We start from the raw sequence: 15,693 nt of genomic DNA on the forward strand, positions 1-15,693 counted from the left end.
TTTCGCCAAGAGTACGACACTCAGCCAAATCTTCTGGGTTCAGCTCAGGTAGGTTTGGCATTTCGTCTTGAACGGTACCAAGGATCTCTACGCGCTTGATTGAGTCGATACCTAGGTCTGCTTCCATGTCCATTTCTAGATCAAGCATTTCCGTTGGGTAACCCGTTTTCTCAGCGACCACTTCTAGCATCACTTTTTCAGCATCTGCTGATTGTACTGCTACTGGTGCAGCCACAGGAGCTGGTTGTGCTTTAACTGGCACAGGTTGAGCTGCAACAGGCGCTGCGGCTTGAGCCGCTACTTGTGTTGCAGGAGCTGCTTTCTGTACTGGCGTAACTTGAACAGACTGAGCTTGAACTGGCGCGGCTTGTACAGGAGTCGCTTGTACTTGAGCTACAGGCTGTTGGACGATTGCTGCTGGAGTAGTTGGAGCTTGAATCGCTGGCTGAGCATTTAATGGCGCAACGAAGGTTGGTTGTGCCGTTTGTGCTGAACCTTGCGTCAGCATATTAAGTGCTGAGTTGTTGCTGTGCGCTTGCATTTCTAGGTAATGAGCGTGAGCTTTTAGCGTTTCAGCTTGGTGCTGGTGGAACATTTCCATAGAACGTTGCAGGTTCTCAGGAATTGCTACGCCTGCTGTTGCCATTTTCGCTTGCTCAGACATTAGGGTGTTGAACGTGTCACCGTATTGCTGAGGAATCGCAAGGAACTGCTGATGTACTTCTGCTGCTTGTTGTTGAGCATTGAAGAATGACTGCAATGAAGACTCATCAACCGTTACTGAAGCTGTTGGCTGAACAGTTGCTGGTGCAGGTTGTGCTACTTGAGGCTGCTGAGCTGCTGTTACTACTTGTGCACTTGGTGCTGGAGCAGTTGACGGTTGTACATTTGAAGCTTGAGGAGCAGCCACAGGTACTTCAACGATTTCTGTTTTGAACACTTCTTTTTCCACGATTTTCTCGACTTCAACTTTCACTTCAACAATCTCAGTCTTTTCGGTGACGTTGCCCGAAGCCAATGATTGATCCATTTTCTTACGAGTAGCAGGGCTGATGTAGTTGGTTGCATTCAGCTTGATGTTCATTGGTGATGCCTTCGCAGGTTCAGCAATGTCAGCTTGGTAAGGGTCAATGTTGTCTAATGAAACACCTGCTACGCAAAGTTGAACCGCAGCTAAACGAAGCTGTTGGTCACTGTCGCCTTTAGGGCTTGGGTTGATGCTGATTGCGTAAAGTTCTTCGTTCTTATCAGCCAGTGTTTTTTCAACCAGCTTTTGAAGAATGTTCTTTGGACCGAACTCAACGAATACACGCGCGCCTGCTTCATACATCGCTTCAATTTGCTCGCTGAAACGAACCGATTGCAGCATGTGCTGTTTGAATGCTTTCTTGATTGCTTTAGCGTCTTTGCTGTGCAGTTTGCCCGTTGCGTTTGAGTAAAGCGGCAGCGTTGGAGCGCTGAATGAAGCTTTATCAATTGCAGCAGCAAATGGTTTCTGAGCGTGAGCAACAAGCGGTGTGTGGAAAGCACCAGACACTGGCAGAGCAATCGCTTTGAAGCCTTGTTCAGTTAGCGCTTGTGCTGCTTGTTGAACCGTCGCAGTTGGACCTGCAATAACCAGTTGAGTCGGAGCGTTGTAGTTGGCAATACTCACGCCTTCAAATTGGCTGATGCAGCTTTCAACGGCTGGAAGTTTGTCTGCGTCTAGGATGACCGCAAACATAGTACCGCTTTCGCCTTGTTCAGGTGTCGCAGCCATTGCATCGCCACGAGAGAAAGCTAGCTGGTAGTAATCGTCTTGCGAGATAACCCCCGATGCACATAGCGCACTTAGTTCACCAAAGCTATGACCTGCGACCATGTCTGCTTTGAAGCCAGCTTGAGTCATGATGTCGAACTGACCCATAGACACAGTACCAATCGCACTTTGCGCGTTGGCCGTGTTGGTAAGTACCGCTTCTTGCGCTTTGGTTGCTTCTGGTGTGAAGGTTGGAATTGGGAACAGAATTTGCGACAGAGCCGTTTTCTTGTGCTGACCAAATACTTGATCCGCTTGAGCAATCTGTTGGCGCATCTCAGGGTAGTGACAAGCAAGCTCGCGACCCATGTTTAGGTATTGCGAACCTTGACCTGCAAATAGCGCTGCCACTTTACCTGCGCCGTTTTCAGCAATCAGTGCCGACTCACGGTAGCTAGTGCCGTTTGGCATTTGCCAATGTGCTTTGGTTTGGCTCTCAAGCATAGAAACTGCTTGAGTCAGTTGCGCTTGAAGGTCTGCTTGGTCAGTGACAACTAAGCCAAGACGAGCATGCTTAGCATCAATTTCGCGTAGAGCGTGTTGCTCGGCAAGCGCTTCTAGCTTGAACGCAGCGTTTGCAGCTTGAGTTGAAACTTGTTTTAGCTCATTGATCAGTGCTTGACGAGATTCTGCGCTGAATAACAGAGTTTGCGGTACTTGGCGCTGACGGTATTTGGCACCGCGAGCGTGTTCTGGTGTGTATTCTTCCAATACAACGTGGAAGTTAGTGCCACCAAAACCGAATGAACTGATACCTGCACGGCGCGGTGTGCCATCAACACGTTGCATCCAAGGACGCGTTTGTGTGTTTAGGTAGAACGGTGAGTTCTCGATATCCAACTTAGGGTTTGGAGCGGATACGTTGATCGTTGGCGGCAGTACTTTGTGGTGCAGTGCCAGTGCTGCTTTGATTAAACCTGCAGTACCCGCAGTTGATTTAGTGTGACCAATTTGAGATTTCACCGAGCCTAACGCAATGTGTTGCTTCTCTTTATTGTTCTCACTGAATACCGAGTTTAAGCCACCAAATTCAGCGACATCGCCTGCTGCTGTACCTGTGCCGTGCGCTTCTAAAAGGCCAAGCGTGTGCGGTGCGAAACCAGCATCATCGTAAGCACGTTTGAGTGCTTTTGCTTGTCCTTCAGGGCGAGGGGCGTAAATACTCTTGAACTTACCATCCGAAGAAGAACCGACACCTTTAATCACTGAATAGATTCTGTCGCCATCGCGCTCTGCATCTTCTAAGCGCTTCAGAGCAACCATGCCGATGCCTTCACCAATCATCATGCCTTTTGAATCGATGTCGAAAGGTTGAATGGTTTCGTTTGTAGTGAATGCTGGGGTTTTAGAAAAGCTCATGTACATGGTTGGTGAGTTATCAGTACACACACCACCTGTGATCATCATTTCACTGCGGCCTTCAACCAGCTCGCTCAGTGCCATGCGCATTGCGGCTAGAGAACCAGCACACGCAGCGTCTACCACACAGTTGATGCCACCAAGGTCAAAGCGGTTAGCGATACGACCTGAAATTACGTTACCCAATGAACCAGGGAATGAGTTCTCTTCCCAGTGGATGTATTGGTCTTGGAATTTTTTGATCAGCATTTCGCTGTCTTCGTCGTTGATGCCACTGCTCTTGAAGACTTTTTTCAAAACAGGGTATTGGAGACGAGCATTCAAGCTTTGAGCGATCTTCTGACCACCGCCAACACCGAGTGTAATACCGATCTTATCGCGATCGTAGCCTTCAGGAAGTTTCGCATCTTCAAGTACTTCTTTTGCCACGATCAGAGAAAGCAGCTGTGAAGTATCCGTCAGTTCTAGAATATTTGGCGGAAGACCGAATTCCATTGGGTTGAAGTCAACTTCTGGGATGAAACCGCCGCGCTTACAGTAAGACTTGTCTGGCGTAGTACGATCTGAATCGTAGTAATCTTCTGGGCGCCAGTGCGTATCAGGCACTTCGGTAATTGCATCGATCTTTTCGCTGATCAAATCCCAGAATTTGTTTAGGTAGCGAGAGTTCGCAAACATGCTTGCCATACCAACGATAGCAATTGGCATGTCTTTTAGGCGTTTATTAAGTCGAGTGTCGTCGACTGATTCCGGTGTATTTTTTTCGGGTTGGCTCATTATGAGTCTCCACTTGAAATCACTGAGGGCGATGTCGTGTTTTGAGGCTGCGCTTTTAAATAAATCGAAAATAAATCTGAGACAGATTTGGGCAAACGCAGCTGAAGAGTAAGGCTACCGAAAGTCGGCCACCTGACTGAAATAGGGGGTGCGAAGTACAGTGACTTGCAGGGGTTGATTACGTTTTTCATGCGAGAAGAGGGCATTCGAATGTGAGGTTAATGTCCATTTAAATCCTGTCCAAAGTACTGCTTTATGCAAAGCAGGTATCCGCAATAAAAACGTGTGAATTTGTTTAATGGTTGAGCAGGCTACCCGAGGTGAGTGGTCGATACAATGCTCCCAGAGGCCACTATGATCTGTTCAGACCAGATGATTTCATTGAACTTTTGTTTTTTGTATTTTTAATGAAATTAACTTATTGATAATTAATGAGTATGAGTGGTTTTTTAGTGTTTATACTCTATTTTTTGACTTGGTGAGATCTATGTCGGATTTTTGTAAGTAACATTTAATAGATGTCTGTTCCGTAAGGTGGAGTGTGATCTGTGTTTTAATTTGTTATTATTTTAAAAGTTAGTTTTAAGTCCCTATATGAAGGGTGTTTCCTGCGCAAATTCTCTATGTTTATCTCAAATTATAGGTGACTTAAATTTGTTCGTTTTGGTGTTTTTTTGATAAGTGGTTTGAAGAAGTGAGCGTGAGTAAATTGGAAAATCCAATCGTTGATTTGTGGCTATGTTCTTTGAGTGATTTGCGTGATGATGTCGGCAGTAAGTCACACCTCAAACAGACACTCACAGCTGATGAAATAGCGAAAGTCGAGCGGTATCGAATGCCCTCATCTCAAGTTCAAGCCCTGTATGTTCGCAACTACCTAAGAAAGGTGTTGTCGAGCTATTCTGATTTAATGCCCGAAGCGTGGCGCTTTAAATATGGCGAGAAAGGAAAGCCAAGTTTGGCCGCCGAACAGCAATTTAAGACGGGGTTAAACTTCAATATCAGTCATAGCAAAGAACATTTGTTGATTGCAGTTTGCCAACGAGAAGGGAAGCCAGTCCAACTGGGTGTCGATATCGAACATGCAAGAAGCTCGACCAATATCGACTCGATCATGAAGCACTATTTTTCAGATAAAGAATTGGCGGATTTACTTGAGCTTAGTAAAGAGCTGCAGAGAGAGCGTTTTTTCGATCTGTGGGCGCTGAAGGAGTCGTACATCAAAGCGACAGGCAAGGGGCTAGCCACATCGTTGCGAAGCTTCTCGTTCGATTTCTCTAATTTGACCAAGCAAGCATTGGAACTCAGTTCGTCAGGCTTTCAATCAGGCTTGTATCGCGAAATCAGGCTAGATAGTGGGATTGGGTTGAATTTGGACTCTGCTCAACAAGACGATAGTTCTACAGATTGGCAGTGTTGCTTAGGGCGGCTGGATGAACAGTATCGCTTTGCGGTGACGCTTGGCGGGAATTTGCTCCCCATGCAGATAGAGATGAGAACCTTTTCGTCGTCTCATCTCTTTACGTCTATGTAGATCAAATCAAGTTAGCTCGTTTATCCAAGCATCGCTTTTAATACTTCAGCAGGCACTGGCTGCAGTTGCTTGTCTTTATCAAGGCAGACCATTTCGATATCACCAATCACGGCAGGCTTAGTCGCATCTTTACGCCAAACCTCTTGTCGCCATAAGGTTTTGTATTTTCCATCGAGTTCAAAAGAGGTTCGGATGTCGCAGATCTCAGCGAACTCAACCCCATCTTGAAAAGTCATGTTGGCTTTATAGACTGCAAAACCTAGTCCGTGCTCGTTCCACAATTCCGCCAATTTATCGCTGCCCAAGACATGTTCGCGTGCCCGCTCGAAGTATTTAAGAAAGTTAGGGTGATAAACCACACCTGAGTGATCGGTATCTTCATAGTAAATTTGTACTGGGTGATGGTAGATCTGACTCATTGGTATCAACTCTTATTAAGTGTAAATCTGACTAAGTTGTGCAGCACTCTACAGGATAGGTCGAAATTACTTCAAGACATCATCGGTAATGTGGCTTTTGGTCAGACCTCATCCATTACTAATACATTGGTCAGCTTCCACCCATTTACAAATATTCTATGTGTCATTTTCCACCCATTACTTTATGTGGTGAGTTAGCGACAACTGCAAGCAGATCTGATGAAGCCTTGTGGTTAAAGGGTTGTTAATGAATTGTGTTAATGTGGCGCGCTAATTGCCTTAGTGAAAGCACGCAGTTCCCATTGAAGGGCTGCTTTGTTTACTAAGGAGAATAATAATGTTTAAGCCTCTTACCCTGCTGTCTGTATCTGCTCTGGCGCTCACTAGTTTTAATGCTGCTGCAAACTGTGACCCTGGTGAAATCGTGATTAAATTCAGTCATGTAACTAATACCGATAAGCACCCGAAAGGCATCGCCGCTTCTTTACTGGAAGAGCGAGTAAACACGGAAATGAATGGCAAAGCTTGTATGCAAGTTTTCCCTAACTCAACACTTTACGATGATAATAAGGTACTGGAAGCCCTGTTAAATGGTGATGTTCAAATGGCGGCGCCATCGTTGTCTAAATTTGAGAAATTCACTAAGAAATACCGCATTTTTGACCTTCCTTTCCTATTTGAAGACGTAGAAGCCGTTGACCGTTTCCAAAACTCAGAATCTGGTGAAAAGCTGAAGAACGCGATGAAGCGTCGTGGCCTGCAAGGTCTTGCGTTTTGGCACAATGGTATGAAACAGATGTCGGCGAACAAACCTCTTATCAGCCCTGAAGATGCAAAAGGTTTGAAATTCCGTGTTCAAGCATCGGATGTATTGGTGGCTCAGTTTGAACAACTAGGCGCTAACCCACAGAAGATGTCTTTCAAAGAAGTGTACGGTGGCCTGCAAACTAAGGTTATCGATGGCCAAGAGAACACATGGTCAAATATCTACGGTAAGAAGTTCTTTGAAGTACAAGACGGCGTGACTGAAACCAATCACGGTATCTTGGATTACCTAGTGGTAACGTCAAACGACTTCTGGAAAGACCTACCTGAAGATGTACGTACACAGCTTGGCACTATCGTTCAAGAAGTGTCTGAGACGCGTAATGCGGAATCTTCAAAAGTTAACCTAGCGAACAAAAACAACATCATCGAAGCGGGTGGTGAGGTTCGTACACTTACGCCTGAACAGCGTGAAGCATGGGTAGCTGCACTTCAACCAGTATGGAAGAAGTTTGAAAAAGACATCGGTTCAGACCTTATCGATGCAGCGTTAGCTTCAAACCAATAACACCGCTAAGGGAGTGGCGAGTATTCGTCACTCCTTATTAAAACAATTATAAGCGGAGTCAATTATGGAAAAGCCTCAAATGGAACAACCAAATTCTAGCGAATCAGCACTGGAAACCTCTCTTTTTTCCAAAGTCGGAAGAGTTACGGATGTGATTGAAGAGTCATTAATCGCATTTTTCCTTGGCGCAATGACGCTACTTACTTTTGCCAACGTGGTATTTCGATACGCATTCAATGACAACATCTTATGGGCACTGGAACTGACGGTGTTCATGTTTGCTTGGATGGTATTAGTGGGCGCATCATATGGCGTTAAAAAACACTTCCACATTGGTGTTGATGTGATCATCAACCTTGCCCCAGAAAAGCTACGCAAAGTGTATGCGCTAATCGCCGTGACAAGCTGCCTAGCATTTTCAATCTTACTTCTTATCGGCTCTTGGAATTATTGGTACCCATTCGCGACCGATCGCGCATGGTATGAGACCGACGATATTCCAATGCCAGAGATGCTTCAGTTTCTTGCTGACTGGCTGAATGAAGGCGAGCGATACGAGAAACTGCCACGTTTTATTCCTTATATGGCGCTGCCGATTGGCATGGCAATGCTGACGTTCCGTTTTGCTCAAGTTGCTTACCAAGTGGTAACAGGCAAGCTTGACCGCATGATTGCAGGACATGAAGCCCAAGAAGAGCTGGATGCGTTGAAAGCGGACGTGCTAGCGGGCTCTGACGAAGATGCGACAGCGGTATTGAATTCGACTCCGCAGAACAAAGCGAATGAGTCGAGTACAAAATCTAACGGTAAGGAAGACTAATCATGGCAATGTTATTTCTATTTTTAATGGTAATTGCTTTCATGTTGGTCGGTGTACCAATTGCAATTTCCCTCGGTTTATCGAGCATAATATTCTTATTGATGCATTCAGATGCGTCATTAGCTTCAGTCGCACAAACGCTGTTTAATGCTTTTGCAGGCCACTACACACTCTTAGCGATTCCTTTCTTTATTTTGGCCTCTAGCTTTATGTCTACTGGTGGCGTGGCGAAACGTATTATCCGTTTTGCTATCGCGATGGTGGGTTGGTTCCGCGGCGGCTTGGCGATGGCGTCGGTTGTGGCATGTATGATGTTCGCAGCCCTTTCTGGTTCATCTCCTGCAACGGTAGTGGCTATCGGTAGTATTGTTATTGCGGGCATGATCAAAAACGGCTATTCAAAAGAGTTCGCGGCAGGGGTTATCTGTAACGCGGGTACCTTGGGGATCTTGATTCCACCGTCAATCGTGATGGTGGTATACGCAGCGGCGACCGATGTATCGGTAGGTCGTATGTTCTTAGGTGGCGTGATTCCTGGTCTGCTGGCGGGTGTGATGCTGATGATTGCTATCTACATTGCAGCTCGTATTAAGAAGATTCCGGCGCAGCCATTTGTGGGCTGGGGCGAGATGTTCGCAGCTGCGAAAGATGCGAGCTGGGGTTTGCTGCTGATTGTCATCATTTTAGGTGGTATCTACGGTGGCATCTTTACTCCGACAGAAGCGGCGGCAGTGGCTGCGGTGTATGCCTTCTTTATCGCCAACTTTATCTATAAAGATATGGGGCCGTTTGCGGACAAGAACAATACAAAGCCTGCTTTGGTAAAAGTGTTCCAAACTTTCTTCCATAAAGATACTAAAGACACGCTTTACGATGCTGGTAAGCTGACGATCATGCTGTTGTTTATCATTGCCAACGCTCTGATTCTTAAGCATGTACTGACCGAAGAACGCATTCCTCAAATGATCACTGAGTCTATGCTCTCTGCAGGCTTAGGGCCGATCACCTTCTTGATTGTAGTGAACGTTTTACTCTTGATTGGTGGGCAGTTCATGGAGCCATCAGGCTTGCTGATCATCGTTGCGCCATTGGTATTCCCAATCGCTATTGCACTCGGTATCGATCCAATTCACCTAGGTATCATGATGGTAGTGAACATGGAGATAGGGATGATAACGCCGCCCGTCGGGCTCAATTTGTTTGTGACTGCCGGGGTCGCCAAGATGTCGATGATGAACGTGGTGAAAGCAGCATTGCCGTGGGTAGGCGTGATGTTCTTATTCCTGATTATCGTGACTTACGTGCCTTGGGTATCAACATGGCTACCGACCACATTGATGGGACCGGAAATCATAACCAAGTAGTGGGTTGTTTAGTTACACGGCTAGTGTAACGAACAGTTTCATTATCAATATAAATAACGGCGATAGATGAAGAGTTACACCTTTTCATCTATCGCTTTATTTTTCCCGCGCCTTATTGTGCCGCTTAAACGCCTGTCATAACCTTTCCAGCGTACTTTTTTCTTTCTTCGCTCGCGCCCAGATCTTCTTTCTACTTCATAATGGTCATCAATCAGCACTGTATCTACAATGACAGGAATGGTCGTTTTTTCATTCATATGCAACTTATCCTTAAAGTCGACATATAAATTATGGAAGATGAACCTTATCTCTGCCAGTTTCGATATACATTCAGATTAAGCTACGCTTTGCGTTTTATTTCGTGTTTAATTCTTTTATCTCACAATTTAATTATTCACTTCGAAATCTATTGTTTTACTTAAAATTATCTTTGTCGATTTGATAACGCTGCATTTTGTCGTAAAGCGTTTTTCTTGGGACATTTAATTGAGACATAGTTAATTTTATACTCCCTTCATTCTCAATCAACGCGCGTTCGATCACCGCTTTTTCGAACTCTGCCACTTGGTCCGATAGGCTAATGCTAGCGTCTGAGTGGACCTCTGAGTTTGAGCCATCACTCAGTTGAGCTAATTTCCCGAGTAAGATGAAGCGTTCAGCGCTGTTACGTAATTCTCGAACATTTCCCGGCCAATCATGAGCCAAAAGTGCGTGCAGCTCCTTTTGTGGAAGGGCAGGGGCTGTCTTGCCATAACGCGCCGCAGCGACCAGTAAGAAGTGGTGGAAGAGTGCTGGGATATCTTCTTGTCGGCTTCTTAACGGCGGTAAATCTAGGGTCACAACATTGAGTCGATAATAGAGATCTTGGCGGAAAGTGCCTTCTTCAGCGGCTTTCTTTAGGTCGACTTTAGTTGCCGCAATCACTCGAATATCGAGAGGGACTAAGCCATTAGACCCAACCCTTTCGATGACGCGTTCTTGCAAGACGCGCAACAGGCGAATTTGTGCCTGCAACGGCATGGACTCAATTTCATCTAAGAATAGAGTTCCGCCTTGAGCAAATTCAAATTTACCGACACGTTTGCTTTCTGCGCCAGTGAACGCACCTTTTTCATGGCCATACAGCTCACTCTCAATTAGGTTTTCAGGGACCGCGCCGCAATTGACCGCAACGAAGTTTTGTTCTCGCCTGCTGCTTTGTTCATGCAGAGAACGTGCAACTAATTCTTTGCCAGTGCCTGTCTCGCCAAATAGCAATATGTCGGCATTGGTGTCGGCAACGTGAGTGATGATAGACCGCAGCTCCGTCATTGATTGCGTGTCACCAATGATCCTTGGGCCAAGCGCTTGGCTGGCCTTGAGTGAACGTTTTAACTCAAGGTTCTCGAGGGTGAGCTGACGTTTTTCTATCGCTCGTTTGGTGGTTTCGATTAGGCGTTCATTAGCGAAAGGTTTTTCAATGAAGTCATAGGCGCCGTATTGGATTGCTTGAACGGCCATAGAAATATCGCCGTGACCAGTAATCATGATCACGGGGATCTCTTTGTCTTTGTGCATCACGGTGTTGAGCAGATCATGCCCGGATAGACCTGGTAGACAGATATCAGTGATGATCACGTGAGGTAAGCCGTTTTCTTGAATCGCGAGCAGAGCAGACTCCGCATCGGGAAAGAATTCGGCATCAATGTCGGCGAGCTCGAAGCTCTGTTCAATCGCCATTCTTAGGTCGGATTCATCATCAATGAAATAGACGTGACACATAGTGATTCCTTTACTTCTTTTTATTCTGGTTATTGCTGAGTTTTTGCTTACTGTTCTTGTTCAACAAGGGGTAACTCTATGCTGAATCGAGCACCACCTTGAGGGCTGCTACCGGTAACGAGCTTGCCATTTATTCCGCTGATTATTTGTTGAGAAATTGATAGCCCAAGTCCAAGTCCGTTTTTCTTGGTGGTATGGAAGGGTTCAAAAAAGTTTCCGTTCGAAGGGGAGGTGAAGCCGGGGCCGTTATCATCGACATGAATCAGCAAGGTCTTGGCTTGTTGATGGTCGGACTCTCTAATCTCTAACAGAATAGCTAATTGTTTGTCGTCTTGTTGTTCCATCGCCTGAATCGCGTTGGTCAGCAGGTTAATGATCACCTGTTCCAGTTGAATGGCGTTGGCGAGCACGCAAGCATCAAAGGTTTCAGGGAGCTCGTTGACCTTAACTCGTTCACTCTTAAGTTGTGGCTTCATCAACTCTTTCGATGAATGTAAAACTGGGAGTATTTGTAATGTGTGTAGCTCTTCTGCGGTGGATTTCTTGGCGAAGGAGCGAAGCTGGTGGCTGATTTTCGCCATACGATCAGTGAGTGCTGAGATTCGCGATAGATTGTCATCGACACGATCGGTTTTTTCTTTGGCAAGAAACAGTCGGCCGTTGTCGGCATAACTGCGAATCGCGGCAAGCGGGTTATTCAGTTCGTGACTGATGCTCGCTGACATCTGCCCTAGCACTGCCAGTTTGGCGGCTTGGATGAGCTCGTCTTGGGTTTGCCTCAGAACATGCTCGGTTTCGATACGGTGTTTGATCTCAACATGCAACTCCGATGTACGTTCAAGCACTTGAAATTCGAGTTTTTGCTTGGCTTCGGATTGCAGCCTATCTATCTGTGCACGTCTTTGTTGTCGATGGTGATTGAGCTGCATTGTTAGATAAATAATCGCAAAGATAAGGCTCAGAACCACAAGATAAGCAACCAAGTCCCACCACACTAAGTGGGTCGGAGAAAATACCCGTATGGTGAGTCTTGGTTCGGCTAGGAAGCGAGAAGAACTAAAGAACTGCTCTTGGACGAGTTTGTGTGGCGACTCAATACGACTGGTGGCACTGTCTAAATCGCCGGAAAAGTGCAGGCTTTCTATTTTTGTATCGAGATACTGCCTGCTTTCTTGAATTCGAGTGTGTTGTGCTTCGCTTAGCGGCTGAAGGCTTTTGAACAGCCACTCAGGGTTACTCGACATAAATACAATTTGATCTTTATCGTCAGCAACAAAAAAACTCTGTTTGCCTTTCCAACTTGCTTCAATCAGCGATAAATCCATCTTTACGACAATGACGCCAATAATCTCGGCGGCATAGGAGACGGGGTAAGAATAATAATACCCTCGCTTTCCAGAGGTTGAACCTAGCGCAAAATATTGATTTTCATTGCCAATAATCGCTTCTTGAAAGTAGGGGCGGAAAGCAAAGTTACGACGAATAAAAGAACGCGGTTGATTCCAGTTACTGGCTGCAATGGTGGTGCCGATACTGTCTAGTAGGTAGGTGTCGGATGCTTGAATCACCGAGTTTACGTGCTCTAGATAACGATTAGTGAGTTCGATTTGCGCAGAGTTGCTTGGAGAGTGCAAGGCATCGACCAGCTCTTTGTCTTTTGAAAGCAGCTCGGGAATGTGCGCGAACTTATCCAATTGGCTTGAAATATGAACAGAAAAACGGTCCAGCTTAGATTGATGATCATTTAACAAACTTTCATGGCTTGTGCTCCACACCCAATGACCGCCAAACACCATCAGTAAACTGTATGTGGCCATTAATAGTATTGGGATTCTAAAAGCTTGAAACATGAAGGCTCTCCGCTAATTTCTTTGGTAAACAATCAAGCCTGTCTTCTCTCGTTTATGGTAGCAAATAGCGGTAGTTTTTGCTGAAAGCAGAGAGTGAACAGATGGGGGTAGGTTAAGGGTTTGTAACGGGGATTGTTGAAAAAGTTATCGACTCTGAGGGGTAAAACAAGAGCAAGATCTCTTTTTAAGGTTTTTAGCAAAAAAAGCCCTCGATTCCCTTGAAAAAGTCGCTATTGTCCCCATTTCTGTTGTGCTAAGTGATGATTTGATCGTTTTTATATCACTTAGTTGGACGAATTTAGAGCATTCATCATCATGCAGAGGTGAACGGCTCGACAGAGATTAAACAGATCGCTAGAATGTCGCGTCTAAAATTTCTGTCCTGAGGCTAATCGGAGATACCTTTCTTGTTTCTGAAAACAAGCTTTATTGCGTTTTAATCGACGTGTGAAGAACGAAGATATCGCTGATTAGTCTGGTGTTTGGTTGAATAATCAATTCAGACATCAATGCTCGATTTTAAATTAGGTGTTCGGATAGAGCACTACACAAGGATGCAGCCAACAACGTCTGCTTTTGAATTAAAGCTAAGTTACGGCTCATATGCTCAGATTACTGAGCCAGTTTTGAGGTTTATATAATGCAAGTTACTGTTGAAACGCTAGAAGGCCTAGAGCGCCGTCTTAATATTACTGTTCCTGCTGCTAACATCGAAGATGCAGTTACAGCTGAACTACGCAACATCGCGAAAAACCGTCGTTTCGATGGTTTCCGTAAAGGCAAAGTGCCAATGAAGATGGTTGCTAAAATGTACGGCAAAGCAGTACGTCAAGATGTGATGGGCGAAGTAATGCAACGTCACTTCATCGAAGCGATCGTTAAAGAGAAAATCAACCCAGCTGGCGCACCTACTTTCGCACCAGTTGAAAACAACGAAGGCGCTGACCTAGTATTCAACGCAACTTTTGAAGTTTACCCAGAAGTTGAGCTGAAAGGTCTAGAAAACATCACTGTTGAGAAACCAGCAGTAGAAGTTAAAGAAGCTGACGTTGAAGAGATGATCGAAACTCTACGTAAGCAACAAGCAACTTGGACTGAAGTTGAAGCTGCTGCTGACGCTGGTTCTCGTGCAACTATCGACTTCGTTGGTTCTATCGACGGTGAAGAGTTTGAAGGCGGCAAAGCTGAGAACTTCCCACTAGAGATGGGCGCTGGTCGCATGATCCCTGGCTTCGAAGACGGTATCGTTGGTAAAACAGCAGGTATGGAATTCGAAATCGACGTAAACTTCCCAGAAGATTACCACGCTGAGAACCTAAAAGGTAAAGCAGCTAAGTTCTCTATCAAGCTGAACAAAGTTGAAGCTCGTGAACTTCCAGAACTAAACGAAGAATTCGTTTCTAAGTTCGGCGCTGCTGACGGCGTTGAAGGTCTTAAAGCTGAAGTTCGTAAGAACATGGAGCGTGAGCTTAAGCAAGCTGTTAAGAACCGCATCAAAGAGCAAGCTATCGACGGTCTAGTTAACGAAAACAGCATCGACGTACCTTCTGCTCTTATCGATCAAGAAATCGGTGTTCTACGTCAACAAGCTGCTCAACGTTTCGGTGGCAACACTGAAGCTGCTGACCAACTTCCACGTGAGCTGTTCGAAGAGCAAGCTAAACGTCGCGTAGTTGTAGGTCTTCTTCTTGGTGAAGTAATCAAGACTGAAGAGCTAAAAGCTGATGACGAGAAAGTTAAAGCTATCATCGAAGAGATGGCTACAGCATACGAAGATCCAACAGAAGTTATTGCTTACTACGAGCAAAACGAGCAAATGATGAACAACATGCGCAATGTTGCTCTAGAAGAGCAAGCTATTGATGCAATCATCGCTAAAGCTCAAGTTTCTGATAAAGAAGTTAGCTTCAACGAGCTAATGAATCAGCAACCTGCTTAATATAGTAATATCTGACGTAGAAGGTTGACGTACGGTCAACAATTCTGCTAACAATGGTCCGTATGATTTAATCATTCGGGCCATTTATTTTAGGGACATAAGAATATGAGCTACCAAGAAAAAAATACAATGCCATCGATTATGGACGCACTAGTTCCTATGGTGGTTGAACAGACTTCCCGTGGTGAACGTTCTTACGACATTTATTCTCGTCTATTAAAAGAACGTATCATTTTCTTAACAGGTCAAGTGGAAGACCACATGGCAAATCTTGTCGTGGCTCAACTGCTTTTCTTGGAATCAGAAAACCCAGACAAAGATATCTATCTTTACATCAACTCACCTGGCGGTAGCGTAACAGCAGGCATGTCTATCTACGACACAATGCAGTTCATCAAGCCAAACGTGAGTACAGTATGTATGGGTCAAGCTTGCTCTATGGGTGCATTCTTACTAGCGGGTGGTACTCCTGGTAAGCGTCACGTGCTTCCAAACTCACGTGTAATGATTCACCAGCCACTTGGCGGCTTCCAAGGCCAAGCGTCTGATATTCAAATTCACGCGCAAGAGATCCTAACGATCAAACAAAAGCTAAACAAACTATTGGCAGAGCACACAGGTCAGCCTTTAGAAGTTGTTGAGCGCGATACAGATCGTGATAACTTCATGTCTGCTGATCAAGCAGTAGAATACGGCTTAGTGGATTCAGTTCTTAATCACCGCGGTCAATAATTGCAGG

The 15,693-nt window shown here is 45.3% G+C and carries 11 protein-coding genes and 1 pseudogene; 7 read left to right on the forward strand and 5 right to left on the reverse strand.

Annotated elements, in window-relative coordinates:
- Nucleotides 1-3,934 (reverse strand): type I polyketide synthase (locus tag IQQ51_RS27325; RefSeq protein ID WP_228012966.1); only part of this gene is annotated, 3,934 nt, incomplete at its 3' end.
- Nucleotides 3,935-4,643: 709 nt separating this feature from the next.
- Here IQQ51_RS27325 and IQQ51_RS17825 point away from each other — a divergent pair.
- Nucleotides 4,644-5,468 (forward strand): 4'-phosphopantetheinyl transferase family protein, encoded by an 825-nt coding sequence (locus IQQ51_RS17825; RefSeq protein WP_193841715.1) that lies wholly within the window; start codon nucleotides 4,644-4,646, stop codon nucleotides 5,466-5,468.
- A gap of 20 nt (nucleotides 5,469-5,488) precedes the next feature.
- Here the strand turns inward: IQQ51_RS17825 and IQQ51_RS17830 are convergent, their stop codons facing one another.
- Nucleotides 5,489-5,887 carry a thioesterase family protein gene (locus IQQ51_RS17830; protein ID WP_065676667.1) on the reverse strand — a complete coding sequence of 133 codons (399 nt, stop codon included), beginning with the start codon at nucleotides 5,885-5,887 and terminating at the stop codon, nucleotides 5,489-5,491.
- Between the two features lie 337 nt (nucleotides 5,888-6,224).
- Between IQQ51_RS17830 and IQQ51_RS17835 the strand changes: the two genes are divergently transcribed.
- The 3 genes from IQQ51_RS17835 (at nucleotide 6,225) to IQQ51_RS17845 (ending at nucleotide 9,404) form a co-directional block, all read left to right on the forward strand.
- A complete protein-coding gene (locus tag IQQ51_RS17835) occupies nucleotides 6,225-7,220 on the forward strand; it encodes a TRAP transporter substrate-binding protein (RefSeq protein WP_016788636.1) in 996 nt (331 codons plus the stop codon).
- A 64-nt stretch (nucleotides 7,221-7,284) separates the two neighbouring features.
- Nucleotides 7,285-8,040, forward strand: a complete 756-nt coding sequence (locus tag IQQ51_RS17840; RefSeq protein WP_193841696.1) for a TRAP transporter small permease — start codon at nucleotides 7,285-7,287, stop codon at nucleotides 8,038-8,040.
- A gap of 2 nt (nucleotides 8,041-8,042) precedes the next feature.
- Entirely contained in the window at nucleotides 8,043-9,404 is a 1,362-nt protein-coding gene (locus IQQ51_RS17845; protein ID WP_193841697.1) for a TRAP transporter large permease, read from the forward strand.
- A 74-nt stretch (nucleotides 9,405-9,478) separates the two neighbouring features.
- Here the strand turns inward: IQQ51_RS17845 and IQQ51_RS17850 are convergent, their stop codons facing one another.
- From IQQ51_RS17850 to IQQ51_RS17860, 3 genes are all read right to left on the reverse strand, one after another.
- Nucleotides 9,479-9,661 carry a hypothetical protein gene (locus IQQ51_RS17850; RefSeq protein ID WP_017064086.1) on the reverse strand — a complete coding sequence of 61 codons (183 nt, stop codon included), beginning with the start codon at nucleotides 9,659-9,661 and terminating at the stop codon, nucleotides 9,479-9,481.
- Nucleotides 9,662-9,818: 157 nt separating this feature from the next.
- Nucleotides 9,819-11,165 carry a sigma-54-dependent transcriptional regulator gene (locus tag IQQ51_RS17855; RefSeq protein ID WP_193841698.1) on the reverse strand — a complete coding sequence of 449 codons (1,347 nt, stop codon included), beginning with the start codon at nucleotides 11,163-11,165 and terminating at the stop codon, nucleotides 9,819-9,821.
- A 47-nt stretch (nucleotides 11,166-11,212) separates the two neighbouring features.
- Nucleotides 11,213-13,015, reverse strand: coding sequence for a sensor histidine kinase (locus tag IQQ51_RS17860; RefSeq protein ID WP_193841699.1), 1,803 nt, complete (start codon nucleotides 13,013-13,015; stop codon nucleotides 11,213-11,215).
- Between the two features lie 163 nt (nucleotides 13,016-13,178).
- On the opposite strand from IQQ51_RS17860, the pseudogene IQQ51_RS27875 reads away from it, so the two are divergent.
- The 3 genes and pseudogenes from IQQ51_RS27875 to clpP form a co-directional block, all read left to right on the forward strand.
- Nucleotides 13,179-13,361, forward strand: a pseudogene (locus tag IQQ51_RS27875) (hypothetical protein); the annotation flags it as partial.
- Nucleotides 13,362-13,655: 294 nt separating this feature from the next.
- Complete coding sequence (tig, locus tag IQQ51_RS17870; RefSeq protein WP_193841700.1) at nucleotides 13,656-14,954, forward strand: trigger factor; 1,299 nt, start codon at nucleotides 13,656-13,658, stop codon at nucleotides 14,952-14,954.
- Nucleotides 14,955-15,059: 105 nt separating this feature from the next.
- Nucleotides 15,060-15,686 carry an ATP-dependent Clp endopeptidase proteolytic subunit ClpP gene (gene clpP, locus IQQ51_RS17875; protein WP_004736080.1) on the forward strand — a complete coding sequence of 209 codons (627 nt, stop codon included), beginning with the start codon at nucleotides 15,060-15,062 and terminating at the stop codon, nucleotides 15,684-15,686.
- The last annotated feature ends 7 nt before the right edge of the window (nucleotides 15,687-15,693 follow it).

Origin of the sequence: Vibrio sp. OPT18, assembly GCF_015163615.1 — a bacterium.
GTDB lineage: Bacteria > Pseudomonadota > Gammaproteobacteria > Enterobacterales > Vibrionaceae > Vibrio > Vibrio coralliirubri.